10 protein-coding genes are annotated in these 17,884 nt (G+C 61.9%); 8 read left to right on the top strand and 2 right to left on the bottom strand.

What is annotated here, in order from left to right:
* Nucleotides 1-45 precede the first annotated feature (45 nt).
* Complete coding sequence (locus OUZ52_RS18115; protein ID WP_266159935.1) at nt 46-909, bottom strand: energy transducer TonB; 864 nt, start codon at nt 907-909, stop codon at nt 46-48.
* A gap of 175 nt (nt 910-1,084) precedes the next feature.
* The gene (gene gshB / locus OUZ52_RS18110) at nt 1,085-2,062 is read right to left on the bottom strand and encodes a glutathione synthase (RefSeq protein ID WP_266159934.1); all 978 of its coding nucleotides are present in this window, start codon (nt 2,060-2,062) and stop codon (nt 1,085-1,087) included.
* Nucleotides 2,063-2,454: 392 nt separating this feature from the next.
* Here gshB and pilG point away from each other — a divergent pair, with 392 nt between their 5' ends.
* The 8 genes from pilG to OUZ52_RS18070 all read left to right on the top strand — a co-directional run.
* A complete protein-coding gene (pilG, locus tag OUZ52_RS18105; protein ID WP_191983671.1) occupies nt 2,455-2,811 on the top strand; it encodes a twitching motility response regulator PilG in 357 nt (118 codons plus the stop codon).
* 31 nt (nt 2,812-2,842) lie between these two features.
* Entirely contained in the window at nt 2,843-3,214 is a 372-nt protein-coding gene (locus tag OUZ52_RS18100) for a response regulator (RefSeq protein WP_266159933.1), read from the top strand.
* A 7-nt stretch (nt 3,215-3,221) separates the two neighbouring features.
* Nucleotides 3,222-3,761, top strand: a complete 540-nt coding sequence (locus tag OUZ52_RS18095) for a chemotaxis protein CheW (protein ID WP_266159932.1) — start codon at nt 3,222-3,224, stop codon at nt 3,759-3,761.
* Nucleotides 3,762-3,911: 150 nt separating this feature from the next.
* Entirely contained in the window at nt 3,912-5,942 is a 2,031-nt protein-coding gene (locus OUZ52_RS18090) for a methyl-accepting chemotaxis protein (RefSeq protein WP_266159931.1), read from the top strand.
* Nucleotides 5,943-6,015: 73 nt separating this feature from the next.
* Nucleotides 6,016-12,477, top strand: coding sequence for a FimL-related protein (locus OUZ52_RS18085; protein WP_266159930.1), 6,462 nt, complete (start codon nt 6,016-6,018; stop codon nt 12,475-12,477).
* Nucleotides 12,474-14,348: a chemotaxis protein CheB gene (locus tag OUZ52_RS18080; protein ID WP_266159929.1), complete on the top strand. Its 1,875-nt coding sequence runs from the start codon at nt 12,474-12,476 to the stop codon at nt 14,346-14,348. The genes OUZ52_RS18085 and OUZ52_RS18080 overlap by 4 nt, the downstream gene beginning before the upstream one ends.
* A complete protein-coding gene (locus OUZ52_RS18075; protein WP_266159928.1) occupies nt 14,345-14,821 on the top strand; it encodes a chemotaxis protein CheW in 477 nt (158 codons plus the stop codon). The genes OUZ52_RS18080 and OUZ52_RS18075 overlap by 4 nt, the downstream gene beginning before the upstream one ends.
* A 728-nt stretch (nt 14,822-15,549) precedes the next feature.
* Nucleotides 15,550-17,884 (top strand): DUF6531 domain-containing protein (locus OUZ52_RS18070; RefSeq protein WP_266159927.1); only part of this gene is annotated, 2,335 nt, incomplete at its 3' end.

Raw genomic sequence — 17,884 nt, 5'->3', positions numbered from 1 at the left:
TGTTCACAGAATGCGCACGCCAACCCTGGCTGGGTGCGCACGGCCTCAGCGAGTGCGCAGGGTATTGCCCTGAAGAAACTGCCAGGTACGGGTGATATGCAATTCGTCCACGCGTTCTTTGTCGGCGGGCAGGGCCGGGAACGGCGCGGCCAGCCGGACGATACGTTGCGCCGCCGCATCGAGCAGATCGTGGCCGGAGCTTTTGATCACCTCGATCTTATTGATGCTGCCGTTGCGGTTAAGCGTCACGGTAAGTACCAGCTCGCCATACATGCCACGGCGGCGGGCCTCGTCGGGATAATTCAAATTGCCGGTACGTTCGACCCGGTCGACCCAGCCACGCATATAGGCCGCGTAGAGATACTCGGTGGTATTGGCCGAGATGAATTTTTTCTTCGGCCGCTTGGCATAGGCCTCGTTGCGATCGCGCAGCTCGGCCGCCAGCTGGGCCATTTCCTGTTGCCGCTGCGCATCTTCGGCCGACTCGGGCAGGTTTTGCGGCAACTGCTCATGCTTGGCGGTATCGGTGTCGACGCTGTAGTGGCTGTCACTGGTGGTGGTCAGCAACTTGGCATCGGTGGCCTGCTGCGGTGCCGGTGCGTGGGCCTCGGCAGGTTGCGTGGCAATACCGTTGCTGGGGGTGGGCAGCAGGCCGGAAAACTGTTGCGAGGGCCGGGCTGCCTGGTCGCTTTCGCCGCCGCCCTGGTTGTTCGCCTGGGCCAGAAAGTCGGCTTTCGCAGGCGCCTCGCGGTTGGCCACGTCGACCAGGGTGACATCCAGCGTGGGCAGGCTGGGTTTGGCCTTGATGTAGTGAAACGTGATGCCAAGCACCAGCACGCCGTGCAAGAGCAGCGAAAACAGCAAGGTGGCACCGATCGGGTCGGCGCCGGAGGCCGGCTGGGCCGGCATCGCCGCTGGCATTGCCGGAACCGTCGCTGGCGTACTCGACGACAGCTTTTCGCCGCTGCGCTGGCCCATCGTCATGCCATCGACCCGGCAATGCCGGCCGGGTCAGCCGCACGGGCGGCTGGATGATCCAGCCAGCCCGGCTTCGGCTGGCTGCGGGTGGTGCGGGATGGAACATTCACGCAGTGCGGCTTCCGGTGATGACGCTTTCGACGACGTCGAACAGCTGACCGGCAATATTAAGCCCGAACTGCGCGTCGAGTTCGCGCACGCATGTCGGCGATGTGACGTTGATCTCGGTGAGGTAGTCGCCGATCACATCCAGGCCGACGAACAGCAGGCCGCGGCGGCGCAGCTCCGGGGCGATTTGCGCGGCGATCCAGCGATCGCGTTCAGACAGCGGCACGCCTACGCCACGGCCACCGGCGGCGAGGTTGCCGCGAAACTCGTTACCTTGCGGGATCCGCGCCAGCGCATACGGCACCGGCTCGCCATCGATCAGCAGAATACGTTTGTCGCCTGCGCTGATCTCCGGGATGTATTTCTGCGCAATCGTAAATTGCCGGCCCTCGCCGTGCGGGCCGCCGGCCAGCAGGGTTTCCAGCATCGAGTTCAAGTTGCTGTCGCCCGCCTTGACCCGGAAAATGCCGCGCCCGCCCATGCCATCGAGCGGCTTCAACACCACCTCGCCATGCTCGGCGGCAAAACGGCGCAGCTCGCCGGCATCGCGCGACACCAGGGTCGGCACGATGCACTGGGGGAAGTTCAGGGCGTAAAGTTTTTCGTTGCAGTCGCGCAACGCCTGCGGGTCGTTGATGACCTTGACCCCGGCACGCTGGGCCAGCTCCAACACCATGGTGTCGTAGACAAACTGCGGGTCGACCGGCGGGTCTTTGCGCATCAGCACCACGTCCAGTTCACGCAGGTCGCGCCATTGCGCCTGGCCCAGGGTGAACCAGGCCGACGGATCGTCTTTGACTTGCAGCGACGCCATCCTCGCCCAGGGTGTGCCGTCGCGCACAGCCAGGTCGCCCTGTTCCAGGTAATACAGCTGATGGCCACGCCGCTGGGCCTCCAGCAGCATGGCAAAACTAGTGTCCTTGGCAACCTTGATGGCGCCGATGGGGTCCATCAGCACGGCGACCGATAGGGCCATGGTCATTACTCCTGAAGATGTAGGGGGCGAATGGGGACGGTGGAGTATCGCAAAACCATGATGTTCGCCGAGGCGGTCCCCAGCCGGCAAGGCGCAATTCGCCAACCTGGCGCACGACATTTGTCATCAGAAACTTGCAGAATCGTCCGTATGTACCTAGTCACCAACGAATTCAGCTTGACGTTCCGCCAGACAGGCGGTAAACAGCAACGCACAAGTGGGCCACCTCACGAGTGGCTCAGCAGTGAAAATTCTTGCAGAATTCTTTTTTGTCCATCTTGAGCCGGCGGCCATAGGCTGACGGCTTTGTGTATTACCTGAGCCGGGGCGGGCCACAGGGGGGTTGAGTGAACTTGAACGTGAATGGCAGTGACCTTGTTGGTCTCAAGGTCATGGTAATCGACGACTCAAAGACCATTCGCCGCACGGCGGAGACACTGTTGAGTAAGGAAGGTTGCGACGTGCTCACCGCCGTCGACGGGTTCGAGGCCCTGGCCAAGATCTCCGACCAGCGACCTGCGATCATCTTCGTCGACATCATGATGCCGCGCCTTGATGGCTATCAGACCTGCGCGTTGATTAAAAACAACCCGCAATTTCGTGCCACACCGGTGATCATGCTTAGCTCGAAGGATGGTCTGTTTGACAAAGCTCGCGGCCGCATCGTCGGTGCGGAGCAGTACTTGACCAAGCCGTTCACGCGAGATGAACTGCTTGGCGCCATTCATCGACATGTCAGCACGGTTTAAACCTGCGACTGCAGCATCTTAAGGGGGAGCTGTGGCCCACATTTTCATCATCGACGATTCGCCGACGGACGTGCACGTGCTCGTGACGCTGCTCGAGCGCGCGGGTCACGAAGTCAGTTCTGTCAGCAATGCCGAAGAGGGCATCGAGCGCGTGCGCGCCGATCAGCCCGATTTGATCATCATGGACGTCGTCATGCCGGGCATGAACGGTTTTCAGGCCACCCGCACACTGAGCCGCGACGAGGCCACCAAGCATGTGCCGATCGTGATGATCACCACGAAATCGATGGAAACCGATCGCGTTTGGGGCATGCGCCAAGGTGCCAAGGCCTTCATCACCAAGCCGGTCAACGAAAAAGAACTACTGGCCTGTATCAACGAACTCCTGCCGAGCAAGGTGTGAGGCGACGATGAGTCAAGCGACCACGTTCACCCCCTTCGAAATACTTGCCCGCTATGAGCGGCTGTCGCTGATCCACGCCTCGGAAACACCCGAAAAACTCGAAGCACCGGGTTTGTGGCGCGGCATTGGTTATCGCGCGGGCAGCCGCTTGTTCGTCAGCGGCATCGAAGAAATCAACGAATTGCTTGCGCCGCCGCCGTTGACCCCGGTGCCGGGCACCCAGCCGTGGCTGCTGGGTATCGCCAACGTGCGCGGTAATTTGGTGCCGGTGATCGACCTGGCGCGGTTCCTGTTTGGCGAGCGCACCTTGCAGAATGAGCGCAGCCGTTTGCTGGTAGTGCGTCAGGGCGGCGGCAGCGTGGCGCTGCTGGTCGACGAAGTTTTCGGTCAGCGCACCGTCGATGCCGAGCAACGCCGCGATGCCGAGCCGGAAGACGATGCGCGGCTTTCACGCTTTGTCGAAGATCGTGTGGGTGAACAACGCTTGGCGGTGTTTAGTATGAATCGTTTGGTGCGTGCGCCGGATTTTCGTCAGGCCGCGGCCTGATGGCGGATGTAAGAGTAAGAGAGTGAGAACTGCGAGCTGCTAGGTAGGGCCGGCGCCGTTTCGAGGCCGGGAATAGTGGGTTACGGGGGCAATGTCCCAGTCATCGTTAGCGGGTTTGCTGGCGTGGTGTAGACGGGCGAGGTAAAGCACATGAGTACTACAGGGGGCGTCGGCAAGGAAAGAGGCCAATCTGGCCTTATCGTCTTGCTGCTGGTCGCAATCGGCTTCGCGGTACTGGATTTTGTTCTACTCACTTTCAAGAACGGCGAGGACCGCCAGGCGATTGCGCTAACCACGCAAATCCAGGTGTTGTCGCAGCAGACGGCGAAGTACGCGCTCGAAGCCGCCGACGGCAACGTCGAATCGTTCAAGGAGCTGGAGAGCAACCGTAACTCCATCGACTCGGCGGTGCAGCGACTCAACAAAGGCGATGCCAAAGGCGGCATGCAGGCCTATGCGGATGGCAATGCATCACCCGCCGGCCGGGCCGTGTCCGCGCTGACCAACGCCTGGGGCCAGCTCGATGGCGACATCGGCAAGATCCTCTCCAATAAGGCCTTGGTGCTCGACTCCGCCCAGCGCGCATCGACCCTTTCGCGTGAACTGCCGGTGCTCAACTCGAGCATGGAGCAGGTGGTGAACATTCTGCAGCAGCATGGCGGCAGCGCCGAGCAGACCTACACCTCGGCGCGCCAGATGTTGCTGGCCGACCGTATGATCCGCCGCGTGCAAGAGGTATTGCAGGGTGGTGACGCCTCGCAGCCCGCCGCCGATGGCCTGGCCCGCGACGGTCAGCTGTACGGCAGTGTGCTCAAGGGCTTGCTGGCCGGTAACGCCGAGGTCGGCGTCAAGGCCATGGGCGACGCCAACTCGCGCAAAATCCTCACCGAAATGCAGGGCACCTGGGAAGGCGTACAAGACCCGGTCAACAAGCTGATCGGCGCCGCCGGTACCTTGAGCGAAGTGAAGCGCGCCGGTAACCAGGGCTCGCTGAACTCGCAAAACGTCTTGCTGCGCGCCAACGAACTGGCCGATCAGATCGGCAAGCTGCCGTTGCGTCGCTTGTTCCCGAATGTGTGGTGGGGCGTGCTGGGCGCGTTGGGCGCAGTAGCTTTCGCATTGTTGCTGGTGGTGCAGCAGGTCGGCGATCAGCGCCGCCGCTTCCGCGACAGTACCGAGCTCAACCAGCGTAACCAGGAGGCCATCATGCGCCTGCTGGACGAAATGGGCTCGCTGGCCGAAGGTGACCTCACCGTCAAAACCACCGTGACCGAAGACATCACCGGCGCCATCGCCGACTCGGTGAACTACGCGATCGACGAGCTGCGCACCCTGGTGACGACGATTAACGAAACCTCCGAGCAGGTGTCGTCGTCGGCGCAAGAAACCCAGACCACCGCGCGCCATCTGGCCGAGTCGGCCGAGCATCAGGCGCAACGTATCAGCACCGCGACCACGGCGATCAACCAGATCGCCAGCTCGATGGATAACGTCTCCAAGAACTCGGCCGAATCCGCCGACGTGGCCGAACGCTCGGTGAAAATCGCCTCGCACGGCGCCGAAGTGGTGCGCGAGACGATCTCCGGCATGGACTCGATTCGCGACCAGATCCAGGAAACCTCCAAGCGTATTAAGCGACTGGGTGAGTCCTCGCAAGAAATCGGCTCGATCGTGGAACTGATTAACGACATTGCCGAGCAGACCAACATCCTCGCGCTCAACGCGGCCATCCAGGCGGCCTCGGCCGGTGAGGCCGGCCGCGGTTTCGCGGTGGTGGCGGACGAAGTGCAGCGACTGGCCGAACGCTCCGCCAGCGCCACGAAGCGAATCGAAACGCTGGTGCAGACGATTCAGTCCGATACCAACGAAGCGGTGAACTCGATGGAACAGACCACCGCCGAGGTGGTCGCCGGTGCACGCCTGGCCGAAGACGCCGGCAGTGCGCTGGGCGACATCGAGCGCGTCTCGCACGATTTGTCCGCACTGATTCAAAACATCTCTACCGCGGCGCGCGAGCAGTCCGCAGCGGCCACCGACATTTCACAGTCGATGAACGCAATTCAGGAAATTACGTCGCAGACCTCGCAAGGTGCCAGCCAGACCGCCGACTCGATCGGTTATCTCGCGCAGTTGGCAAGCGATCTACGGCGTTCGGTGGCGCACTTTAAGTTGCCGGGTTGACGACACAACGTACTTATCAGGGGGCAACCTCGATGGTTGCGTCACGCAGTAACGCGGCCGTTGAGATGGACGCATGAGACTTCAAGACCACATCGATTTCACTACCCTGCAATGGGTCAAGCCAGAGCTCGACGAGACTCTGGCGATAGCCCGCGAGGCGCTGGAATCCTACGTAGACAACCCGGGCAACCGCGATGTCATGCGCTCCTGTGCGGAAAGCCTGCACCAGGTGCGCGGCACCCTGCGCATGGTCGAGCTCTACGGCACCGCGCTGGTCGCCGAAGAGATGGAAACCCTGGCCATCGCCTTGTTCGAAGGTCATGTGGCCCAGCGTGAAGACGCCTACGCCGCCTTGATGCGCGGCCTGATGCAGTTGCCCGATTATCTCGAGCGCCTGTCCAGCGGCCATCGCGATGTGCCGGTGGTGCTGCTGCCGCTATTGAACGAACTGCGGGCCAGCCGCGGACAAGAGGCGCTGCACGAGTCGGTGCTGTTCAACCCGAATCTCGATATGCCGCTGCCGGACGATGCGCCGGCCGCCATGAACGAAGGCGAGGCCGAACGCCAGCGCGGCGAAATCGCCGAGTTGCGCCTGCGCTTCCAGCAGCAGCTGCTGGCCTGGTTTCGTGGCCAGGGCGCCGAGCAGCAACTGGCCGGCATGCGCCATACCCTCGATGGCATTGCCGCGCGCTGCTACAGCGTGCCGGGCCGTCGCTTGTGGTGGATCGCCGCCGGTGTGCTCGAAGGTCTGCAGCAGGGTGCGCTGAAAAACCATGCCGGCGAAGTGCGTCAGCTGATCGGCAAGGTCGACCGCAATATCCGCCAGTTGATCGAGCACGGCGAAGACAGCCTGCACGGCGGCGACTCTGACGAGTTGGCGCGCAAACTGCTTTATACGGTGGCCCAGGCCAAGCAGCGCACGCCGCATATGGCGGCGCTGGCAAAAACCTATCAGCTGGATGCCTTGCTGCCTGATGCCAGCGAAGTGGAGCATGCACGCGGCTCGATGTCCGGCCACAACCGCGCCTTGCTCGACTCGGTATCGCGCGCGTTGAAAGACGATTTGCTGCGCGTCAAAGAAGCGCTGGATCTGTTCTTACGGCAAACCGATGCCGACCCCGCGCAGCTGACCAGCCAGGGCGAAATTCTCGAACGTGTCGGCGATACCCTGGGCATGCTGGCCCTGGGCGTGCCGCGCCGTGTCGTCAACGAACAGCGGCGGGTGCTGGAAGAAATCGCCCAGCGCCTGCGCGCCGCTGACGAAGACGTGCTGCTCGACGTCGCCGGCGCATTGCTTTATGTCGAAGCCTCGCTCGATGACCATATCGAAAGTCTTGGCGCCGATGACACCAATGCCGATGTCAATCCGGCGACCCTGCCGCGCAGCGAGGCGCGGCATATTCTCGCCACCTTGATGCACGAGGCCACCACCAACACCGGCAAGGTGAAGGATGCCATCGTCGCTTACATCGAGTCGGGCTGGCATCACGAGCAACTGCGCGATGTCGGCGGGCTGATGGATGAAGTGGCCGGCGCCATGCTGTCCGCGCCGCGCCCGGCCGAGCTGGCCGATGGCATCGGCCGCTTTGTCGGCAACGAATTGCTGGGCGATCGCCGGGTGCCGACCAGCACCCAGATGGATCATCTGGCCGACGCCCTGGCCGCGCTGGAGTATTACCTGGAAGCCGCCCGTGAACATCGCGGCGGGCTCGAACATATTCTCGATGTGGCCGAGCACAGCCTAGGCCGGCTCGGCTATTGGCCGCCGCCGGCAGCGCGGGTGGCGACGTTTGCCGATATCGCGGCGGTACCTGCGGCCGACCTCGGTGGCGATCTGGCGGCTCATCCGGAGCTGTCCGAAACCGTCAGCGTGGCCGAAGGGCAGGATCCCACTCATCTCTTTCTGGGTGACCGCGAAGCGCCGATCGCGGCGGCTCACGAGTTGTCCGGATTGCGTCTGGTCGATACCGAGCACGGCATCCCGCATAGCGCCATTGCGCAGGGCGGCGAAGGCGACTGGATCGAGATCGAAGAGGAAATCATCGAGCAGGTGCCGGTGGGCCAGGCTGCGGGTGAAGGCAAGGCCAGCTTCGAACTCAGCGCCGAAGGCATCGACGACGATATCCGCGAGATCTTCCTCGAAGAAATGCAGGAAGAGATCGATAGCCTGCGCAGTGCCGAACAAAGCTGGCTGACCGATCTCGCCCAGGCCGTGCCGAGCAAACACGATTCGCTGCTGTCGATTCGCCGCTCGTTCCACACGCTGAAAGGATCGGGCCGCCTGGTCGGTGCCGGCCTGCTCGGCGAGTACGCGTGGAAGATCGAGAATCTGCTCAACCGCGTGCTGGATGCGTCGATTCATCCGCACGCAGGGGTGCAGGCGCTGGTACACCACGCCATCGGCGCGTTGCCGCAGTTGTTGACCGCGCTCAAGGGCGGCCCGGCACCGAACGTGCCGCTTAACGCCATCATGGAAACCGCCGATCGCCTGGGCGCCGGTCAAGACGGCGCCCGCGTCGAAGATATCGCCCCGGCGGCGATGGAAACCGTGCGCCGGATCGTCCGTCGCCGGGTGCCACGCTTCGACGGTGCCGCCGATACGATTCCTGCCGCCAGCCTCGCCTCGATCGAGACCGCGCATGAGGCGGCGTTGGTGGAGCATGCCTTTGCCTCCAACCCGGATGCGATACCCACCTCGGAGCTGCCGCCGGTCGATCCGGTGTTGCTGGAAATCCTGCGCAGCGAAGTGGCGCAATACCTGCACACCATCCGCGTCTCGACCAGCCGCGAATCGATTCATCGCATCGATGGCGCGCTACCCATCGACGACGGCTTGCTGCGTGCCGTGCATACCCTGCACGGTGCCATCGCTATGGTCGAGATTCCCCAGCTGACCCAGCTGCTGTCACCGCTGGAAAGCCTGCTCAAGCGCTTGCGCGCCGTCGGCGAACCGCTGACGGCCGAGGGTGTGCGTCTGCTCGACCAGAGCGCCGATGCCACCGAACAGGTGATGAGTCAGTTCGACGTGGCCGTGCCGCATCTGCCGAACATCGACAGCTTGATCGCGCGGATCATCGAACTGCGCGATAGCCAGCCCGAGCCGAAAATCGCTCATGTGGTGTTTGAGCCGCACGAGTACGAGCTGCCGGAGCTGCCCGAGCCGCATGCGGTGGAGGCGCAGGCTTCGCACGAGCACGAGCACGAGCACGGGCATGACGCCGAGCCTGCGCTGGCCGATCATCTGCTCGAAACACCGCCGCAGCCGCTCGATGGCGACCACGGTAATGAGCCTGTCGACGAGTTCAGCGCCGAGCTGCTAGCCGCGCTCAATGCCTTCGATCAAGAAACAGTAACCCCGCTTAACGATCACCACAGCATCAGCGACGGCATGACACTGGAGCCGGTATCGACCGGCCTGCATCGCAGCAGCGACGACGAGGAATTCGATAAGATCTTCGCCGACCTGCTCGATGAGCCGGCTACGCCGCCGCATCCGCTTGAGCACATCGAGGCGTCGCACCAGCCTGTGGCTGCCGAGCAGGTCGAGCCAGTTGAAGCGTTGACCTCGATCGAATCCGAGCACCTCGAGCTGCCGCATGCCGAACTCGATCATGCCGAGCCGCTGCACGCCGCCGATGCCAGCGTCGATGAAACCGATGGACGGGCAGTGCACTTTGACAAGCCCAATTTCGATCACACGCACTTCGATCAAATCAGCTCGGATCACGTCAGCCTCGATCGCTTCTACACCACCGATCTGACTCCGCTGGTCGAGCATGCCAGCTCGCCCGTCGAGGCCAAGTTCGTCGAGCCACCGGTTATCCAGCCTGCGGCTGAGCCGGTAATCGCCGAAGCTGCGGTCATCGAACCTGCAGTCATTGAATCCGCGGTCATTGAACCCGCGGCTGTCGCGCCGGTTGCCGCCGAGCATGTTGCAGCGCCGCTGCAGCACGAAGTGGTCGGCCTGGCTGAGGCCGGGCTGGTGGCCGCTGTTTCCAACGCGGCTCACAGCGACCAAGTTCACGACGAGCCTGTCGCCGTCGCGGCGATGGAGGAAGCCCAGGCACCGGCGGCCCAGCCGGGGCATGTCGCCGAAGTGGCTAGCGCCGAGCCGCGCGAGCTGCAGCCGCACGAATTGATCGATCACGATCTGCTGGAAATCTTCATCGAAGAGGCCCGCGAGATTCTCGATCACGCCGATGGTGTGCTTGCCGCATGGCGTGCCGAGCCGGCGCAGATGGAGCACGCCGGTGGCCTGCAGCGCGACCTGCATACCCTTAAGGGCGGTGCGCGTATTGCCGGCATGGTCGCCATGGGCGATCTCACCCACGCGATCGAAACCCTGCTGGAAAAACCGATCAGCCACGAAGTCGCGCAGCATGGCTCGATCTATATCGGCGAGCTGATTCCGGCGTTGGAATCCGGCTTCGACCAGCTGCATCAATTGGTCCAGCGCGCGGCGCAAGGCAGCAGCCTGGATTATCCGCAGGCGATGATCGATCGCTTCCTGAGCATGTCCGGCGAAACCACCGTCGCCGCCGACACCGTCGAGCCAGTGGCCGCACCGGCAGAGCCGGTCGCACCGACGCGGCATATGGCCTTGCTCGACCTGCCCGAGTTGTTGCCCGATACGCAGGAAGAAACGCGTAGCTCGCAAGAACAGATCCGCGTTCGCGCTGACCTGCTCGACACCTTGGTCAACCATGCCGGCGAGGTGGCGATCTACCGCTCGCGCCTGGAACAGCAGGTGGCCGGCTATCGCTTCAACCTGGTCGAGCTGGAACAAACCGTGGCCCGTTTGCGCAGTCAGTTGCGCATGCTGGAGATCGAAACCGAAGCGCAAATCATCGCGCGCTTCCAGCGCGAGCATCGCGAGGCCGGTTTGTCGGTATTCGATCCGCTCGAGCTGGATCGTTACTCGCAGTTGCAGCAGTACTCGCGTGCGTTGGCCGAGTCGGTGTCCGACTTGGTATCCATCCAGAACATGCTTGACGAGTTGACCCGTCAGGCCGAGACCTTGCTGATCCAGCAGTCGCGCGTGAGTTCCGAGCTGCAAGACGGCTTGCTGCGCACCCGCATGCTGCCGTTCGACACCATGGTGCCCAACCTGCGCCGTACCCTGCGCCAGGCCGCACAAGAGCAGGGCAAGAGCGCCCAGCTTTTCGTGGAAGGTGCCCACGGCGAAATGGATCGCAACCTGCTCGACCGCATCAAGGCACCGTTCGAACACATGCTGCGCAACGCGGTGGCCCACGGTATCGAATCCCCGGCCGATCGCCGCAAGGCCGGCAAGCCGGTGGAAGGCGCCGTACGCATTCGCGTGGCCCGTGAGGCCACCGAGGTCGTCGTGCGGGTTACCGACGATGGCCGTGGCCTGGATCGCGATGCCGTGCGCAAGCGCGGTATCGAGCGCGGCTTGCTGCGCGCCGACGCCAAGCCCAGCGACGATCAATTGCTGGCGCTGATTACCCAGCCCGGTTTCTCCACCGCCGGCGAAGTGACCCAGCTGGCCGGTCGCGGCGTAGGCATGGACGTCGTCGCCAACGAGATCAAACAACTGGGCGGCTCGCTGGCGATCGAATCGCAAGCCGGGCAGGGCACCAGCTTTGTCTTGCGTCTGCCGTTTACGCTGGCGGTAACCCAGGCCATCCTGGTGCGCGTGGGCGAAGCCACCTTCGCCATCCCGATGACCTCGGTACAAGGCGTGGCGCGCATCAGTCCTGACGAACTCGCGGGTCGCCTGAGCGAGAACGAGCCCTCGTTCCCCTATGGCGGCGAGCATTACGGCATTCACGATCTGGCCGAATTGCTCGGCGTGGTGCCCGGACATCCGGGTGAAGAAACTCAGCTGCCGCTGCTGCTGACCCGCGCCGGTGACCTGCGTGCGGCGATTCGCATCGATGCGGTGATCGGCTCACGCGAAATCGTGGTGAAGTCGGTCGGCCCGCAGATCAGCTCGGTGCCCGGCATTCTCGGCGCCACCATCATGGGCGATGGCTCGGTGCTGGTGATTCTGGACTTGGCGCCGCTGGTACGTCACGGCATCGTGCGCCGGCAGCAGCGCCTGGGCGAAGGCCTTAGCGCGGTGCAGACGCCGGTGGTCGATGAAGTGCGCGTGCGGCCGCTGATCATGGTGGTCGACGACTCCATCACCATGCGCAAAGTCACCGGCCGTATTCTTGAGCGCCACGAGTACGAGGTCAGCACGGCCAAAGACGGTGTCGATGCGGTTGAAAAACTGCACGACCGCGTGCCCGACCTGATGCTGCTGGATATCGAAATGCCGCGTATGGACGGCTATGAGCTAGCCACCCATATGAAGGCCGATGCGCGCCTGCGTGGCGTGCCGATCATCATGATTACCTCGCGCAGCGGTGACAAACATCGCCAGCGTGCTTTCGATATCGGTGTCGACCGTTACCTCGGTAAACCCTATCAAGAGGCTGAGTTGCTCATGCAGATCAACGAAGTGCTCGAACAGCGCGCGATGGAACCCGCGTTTGATGGAAGCCGGCTTGCTGGGGGTGCTGAATGAGTGACGGCGTATCGAATCAGCGCGCCACCGCCGTCGCCCTGCTGTTTGACGATGCCGAATTAGGCGGCCATCTGCGCGAGGCCTTGCGCGAGCGCGGCGCCAGCATCGTTCACGAAGGTCCATTATCCGCGCTGGGCCGCGATACCTTGCGCAGTGCCGAAGTGGTCGTGGTCAACCTCGACGACGATGCGGCCGACGAACTCAACCGCCTTTACGATGTGATCGACAGCGTGGGCAGCCATGGCAGCCACCCGCGCGTGGTGTTCAATGACGCCCAGGCCAGCCGCAGCCTTGATGGCTGGGATCGCGCCCGCTGGGCGCGCCATCTTGCCGCCAAGGTGCTTACCCACGGCGACCTCGACCCGCCGCGGCCACAGGATGCGCCTGCCTTTGTGCCGCCCGCGGGCGCATGGGTCGAGCCGCCCGCGCCAACTGAGCCGTTGATCGAAAGCGCTGAAGTTCATTCTGTTATCGCCGAGCCCATCACCATCGAGCCGGTGCTGGCTGCCGTAGATAAGCCTGCTATCGAGCTGCCTGTTATCCAGCCGCCGGTCATGGAGCCGCCTGCCATCGAGCCGCCGCTGGCTGTGGAGCCGGTGCATATGACCATGCTGCCGCAAAGCGCTACGGAGATTCAGCATGCGACAGAAGAGTCCGAAAGCCTCGCCGCAGAACTCGAAGCCTTGCTCGCCGCCGATGAGCAGCAGCTCAAGGCTCATCCCGAGCAAGAACACGATTTCGGCAGCGGCCTGAATTACAGCGCCGGCGACGAGCAGCTATTGCACGATGGTCACTTTGGCCTGGATCCGCTCGTCGAGGCTGACTCTCCCAAGGCTGATGCCCATGAGGCCGTCCATGTGGCTCACGCCGCGCCTGCGGTGACTGGCGCTGCCCGGCCGGCGTTCCAGCTCGACCACCTTTCGCTGGCACCGCTGGACGAAACTTTTGCGACGACGGTTGCCTCGATTCCCTCGGCGCATCACGACACTAAGCATGATGCGCTGGATTTTGAGCTGACCGATATCGAGATTGCCGATATCGAGATGGGGCAGGCGGCAAGCTGGTCGCTGGTCGATGAGGATGCGCCGCTGGCCGCGCCCGCGCCGGTAGTCAACAAACTCAGTGCGAGTGAATTCGGCGTCGAGAAACTCAGTGCTGCTGATTTTCTCGCGCCCGAAAGCAACGACTTCGGCGGCTTCGACATCGAGCCGGGCTTGAGCCTGGAGTTGATCTCCATGGAAACAGCCATTGCGCCGCAGCAACGCTACGACCACGAAATGATGCTTGACGTACTCGATGTCGCCCATGGTCGCATCCTGGTGTTGGGTGCCGCTGTCGATAGCGGCGAATCGGTACGCACTTTTCTTGCCGCCTTGCCTGCCAATTTGCGCCTGACTATTCTGCACACCCAGCATTTAGGCGGCCAAACGCCGGATTCGCTGACCGAAAAGCTGGCCGCCCACTCCGCGCTGCCCGTGCGTGTAGCTTCAAAAGAGCAGCGCGCCAAAGTCGGTGAAGTGCTGGTGGTACCGGCCGACCAGCAGATTCGTCTGCTGCGCGACGGCCGTATCGAAACACAATCGATCGAGCCGACCTCGGCCCAGGCGCCCTCTATCGATGCCAGCTTCACCATGGCCGCCAATGTGTTTGGACGTGACGCCATCGCCATTGTCTTTGCCGGTAACGCCAACGACGCCGTCGCTGGCGCCCAGGCCATCCACGACCGCGGTGGCCAGGTCTGGGTCGAGTCCAGCCCCGACGAACATTTCGCCGATATGGTGCACGGCGTACAAGCCGAGCGCCTGGTTCATTTCAGCGGCACACCGCACGAGCTGGCCGCACGACTGATTGATCTGGAGAGCCGCCGATGAGCGAGCAACCGCTGCCGCGTGAAATCCGCTGCGTACTGGTACCGGTCGGCAACCTGCGCTTGCTGCTGCCTAACGCCACTGTCGCCGAAGTCATCACCCTGCCAACTCCCGAGCCTGTCGAAGGCGCACCCGAGTGGATGCTGGGCCGCATCGCCTGGCGCGGCTGGCGGGTGCCGCTGGTCTCCTTCACCAAGCTGGCCGGTGCCGCCGAAGGCGATACCGGTTTAAGCATGCGCGTCGCCGTGCTTAAAGCCCTCGGCGGCAATCCCAAGCTGCCGTTTATCGCGGTGGTCACGCAGGGTTTTCCGCGCCTGACCACCCTTAACGCTGAGCTCATCATTCCTACTCACGATGGCACGCCGTTGCGTCCTGGGGTGCGCGCTGAGGTATTGGTGCGCGATGACGTGGCGGTGATTCCGGATCTGGAAGGGATTGAGGAGCAGTTGACGGAGATGCTGGCGCTGGCTAGCTGACTCGCTTTTGCTCTTGCTCCTCCCCCTGCGAACAGGGGGAGGTTGGGAGGGGGTGCCACTTGCCCCAGTGCGACTTGGTGGTGCTGCGTCGCGCTGATTTCATTTTCATGGATGGGTTTCCGCGACCTGGCTCGCCTGCGACGGGCTTTCGGACTCCTGCCGGAGCCCGAGTCACTTTCTCTTGCGTGGCCAAGAGAAAGTAACCCAAGAGAAGGCCATCCCCGGTGCGTCGCCCTTCGGGTACGTGAGGGTCGGTCGGGCTTTTCGACAGGGCTTCCTGCCCTGGCGAAAAAGCATCGACATCCATGTCGATGCCCCTACGGGCCTTGTCGTCCAACCCTCACCGACGCACAGGGGCCCCTGAGGTCAAGGACGAGGGCAACGACAAGAGCAGCGACAGTGGTGGTGGCAAGAATGGTGTGAGGTGTTCGCGTTGATTCCCGACCTTGCCGTTATTGCCCCTCCCCCTACGTGTAGGGGGAGGTTGGGAGGGGGTAAGTTCTAGCCTCAGCACTAACTTCTTCCTGAGCACTACGCACAGCAGTGCATCCTCGAGCAATCGAATCGTCATATCGTCCATCGACTCATTTTGAGTCGGCTCGACTCTACCGTTCCGAAAAGACTTGGCGCGCGTATCGCTATGTAAGATATTGCCGACCTGCGCACGAAAACGCGTCACACGCCCTTGCTAGGGTGTGATGACATCGAAAGGACTCGGGGAGATACGTATGAAGTTTGTCATGTTTGGCAGGGATGTACTGCTTGCAATGAGCCACTTGTTTGTTCCTGCCGTGCCTTCGTATCGAAATCGCAAACCTTCTTTATATGACTCTTTTTCTGCACCCACTATGGGTGCTCCGAGGAAAGGTATGGTTTTTCTTGATCGTGTTCGTATGCTGCGATTGTTTAAATTAATTGCTGGGTTATTTATTTTTTTATTGGTTTCTTTTGTGCAGCCGGTAAGGGCTCAGAACGCTTGTGCGGTTCGCTCCTTTCAGACTTATGGGGAGGCTTTGGCTGCATGTAATGCCTGTAATGAGGCAAATGTCAATGAATTAAAAAGAGAGTACGGTGCTTCGGTCACGCTGCACGATTTAAGGTGCGTCGTGGGAAGTCCTACGCTTCTGGCTGGCAGTTCCACTGCTCCTATTCATTTGGTTAACCCATCTAGCCTATATCCGTTCGCGACGGCGGATCCGGGGACAACAAGTGCGATAAATAACACCTATTGGTCTGGTTATGACTTCTCTTTTCAAGGTTCCGCTGGAAAGAACTTTGGTAGTGGCGGCTGCCAGGGGGGCGAGGGCAGTGCGGGCGGCGGTGGAGGCAGCGGTACAGGCGGAAATGCAAACACGTCAGCTACAGGTTGTGCGCCGACGATAGTTGGTGATCCCATCAACGCTTCGACCGGCAATAAATATCTGCAAGACGATGACTATGTGGGGAACCCATGGCTGACCTTTCGCCGCTTCTACAATAGCGATGCGAACATTACTTCGACGGCGATTGGCCAGAACTGGCGCAACAGCTTTGATCGATCGTTGCAAATGTTGTCGAGCGAAGGTCCAACTTCCAGCATTGCTCTTAATCGGCCGGATGGCGGGGCGGAAGTTTTCAATAAGTCCAATGGGCAATGGACAACTGATTCCGATACGCCCAATACGATTACTGAAATCGACAATGCCCAAGGTATCGCAACCGGCTATAGCGTTTTTGTTGCGGCGTTGCGCCACACGGAAATCTACAATGCCAGTGGCCTTCTCCAGTCGGTTACCGACGCCACGGGTCAAGGCATTACGCTGAGTTACAGCACCGTTTCGACGCCCAGTACGGTGGCGCCAAGTCCCAATCTCTTGTTGACGGTGACGGATCCGAACGGTCGGCAGCTTAATTTCACCTACGATAGCCTCGGTCGCCTGCACCAAGTTACGTTGCCCGATAACGGTGTACTGAGCTACGTCTACGATGCAAGCAACGGCAATCTGCTGACGGTGCAGTATCCGGATGGCAAGACCCGCCAATACATCTATAACGAGTCCACGCTCACCGGAGGTGCGAACCTGCCTCATGTGTTGACTGGCATCGTTGACGAGACAGGCGTGCGCTACGCAAGCACGACCTACAACAGCAGCGGTCAAGCGACCTCATCAAATTTCGTTGGCAACATTGGTTCTACACGCGTTACATACACCGCAAACGGCTACTCGACGATTCAGTACCCATTGGGTCTGACCAGTACCATGAGCTTCTCGACGGTACAGGGGGTCAATAAGATCGCTTCGCTCGATCAGCCTTGTTCACCGCAATGCCGTCAATCGTTCAAGACCCGTACCTACGATGCCAACGGCTACCCCGCCTCGACGACTGATTTCAGCGGCAATGTCACCACGACGACCTACGACGTTCATGGTCTGCTAAATCAACAAGTAGACGCTGTTAGCAGCGCGAACCAACTCACCACCACGACCACCTGGGATACGGTGAACCGTGTTCCTCAGTTACGCACCGTTGCTGACAACAAAGGTGTGACCCAAGCCAAAACGGCTTGGGTCTACAACAGTCGCGCGCAGGCCATTGCCCGTTGCGACATCGATCCATCCGTATCCGCAGCCGCCTCCTACACCTGCGCCACCACCGGCACGCCACCGACCGGCGTGCGCCGCACTACGTCCACTTACTGTGACGCCGTCGACACCACCCAATGCCCGCTTATCGGCCTGCTGCTGAGCGCCACCGGCCCACGCACCGACGTCACCGATCTCACGCAATACAGCTACTACCTCAGCACCGACGAATCCGGCTGCGGCACGGCTGGCGGTGCCTGCCATCGTGCCGGCGATCTCTATCAGGTCACCGATGCGTTAGGTCACGTCTCCACCGTGGTCGCCTACGACAAGAACGGCGGTGTCGTGCGTCAGCGCGATGCCAACGGCGTGATCACCGACCTGACCTATCACCCGCGCGGCTGGTTGCTTACCCGCACCGTGCGTGCCAACGCCGATGGCTCGGCCTCGGCCGGCGATGCGTTGACCCAGATCGCCTACGACGCCACCGGCAATGTCA

Origin of the sequence: Dyella silvatica (genome assembly GCF_026283955.1) — a bacterium.
Lineage (GTDB): Bacteria > Pseudomonadota > Gammaproteobacteria > Xanthomonadales > Rhodanobacteraceae > Dyella_C > Dyella_C silvatica.
The sequence above is the reverse complement of the archived record's forward strand: the minus strand, read 5'-3'. Positions and strand labels throughout refer to the sequence as shown.

What these genes read in the sequence shown, in the direction of transcription:
- pilG (WP_191983671.1), top strand. Translation starts at nt 2,455, where the DNA reads ATGGTAATCGACGACTCAAAGACCATTCGCCGCACGGCGGAGACACTG.
- OUZ52_RS18115 (WP_266159935.1), bottom strand. Translation starts at nt 909, where the DNA reads ATGCCGGCCCAGCCGGCCTCCGGCGCCGACCCGATCGGTGCCACCTTG.
- OUZ52_RS18090 (WP_266159931.1), top strand. Translation starts at nt 3,912, where the DNA reads ATGAGTACTACAGGGGGCGTCGGCAAGGAAAGAGGCCAATCTGGCCTT.
- OUZ52_RS18080 (WP_266159929.1), top strand. Translation starts at nt 12,474, where the DNA reads ATGAGTGACGGCGTATCGAATCAGCGCGCCACCGCCGTCGCCCTGCTG.
- OUZ52_RS18075 (WP_266159928.1), top strand. Translation starts at nt 14,345, where the DNA reads ATGAGCGAGCAACCGCTGCCGCGTGAAATCCGCTGCGTACTGGTACCG.
- OUZ52_RS18095 (WP_266159932.1), top strand. Translation starts at nt 3,222, where the DNA reads ATGAGTCAAGCGACCACGTTCACCCCCTTCGAAATACTTGCCCGCTAT.
- gshB (WP_266159934.1), bottom strand. Translation starts at nt 2,062, where the DNA reads ATGGCCCTATCGGTCGCCGTGCTGATGGACCCCATCGGCGCCATCAAG.
- OUZ52_RS18085 (WP_266159930.1), top strand. Translation starts at nt 6,016, where the DNA reads ATGAGACTTCAAGACCACATCGATTTCACTACCCTGCAATGGGTCAAG.